The sequence below is a fragment of the Mesorhizobium sp. M7A.F.Ca.MR.148.00.0.0 genome (assembly GCF_003997735.1).
Classification (GTDB): domain Bacteria; phylum Pseudomonadota; class Alphaproteobacteria; order Rhizobiales; family Rhizobiaceae; genus Mesorhizobium.
On the sequence record NZ_RZTB01000517.1, the window covers coordinates 1 to 294 of the forward strand.

General features: G+C 58.2%; 1 pseudogene. It reads right to left on the bottom strand.

Features of this window, described 5'->3' with window-relative positions:
* Window positions 1-152: 152 nt before the first annotated feature.
* Window positions 153-294: pseudogene (locus tag EOB49_RS38470) on the bottom strand (SAM-dependent methyltransferase); the annotation flags it as partial.

Sequence of the window (294 nt, forward strand, 5' to 3'; positions counted from 1 at the left end):
GCATCAAATGAAAAACCCGCCTGTGCGGCGGGTCACTGGCGCAAATCAGCACCATGGGCAAAAATGTACCATAGCTGAGGTCATGGTGTCAAGAAAAAATTCCTATCACGCTGCCCGGAAAAAAGCTGCCGACACCGCCGAACCGGCTGTCGTCAGCTCTTTTGCCAAGCTGAGTTCGGAGCCCTGGCCACAACGACCAACCCGCTGACGTGTTCCCCACGATCCTGCCGGATCACGGTTGGCTCCAGTGACAGGACCGAAAGCCCGTTGGCGGCGAGGACGTCGCGCACATAG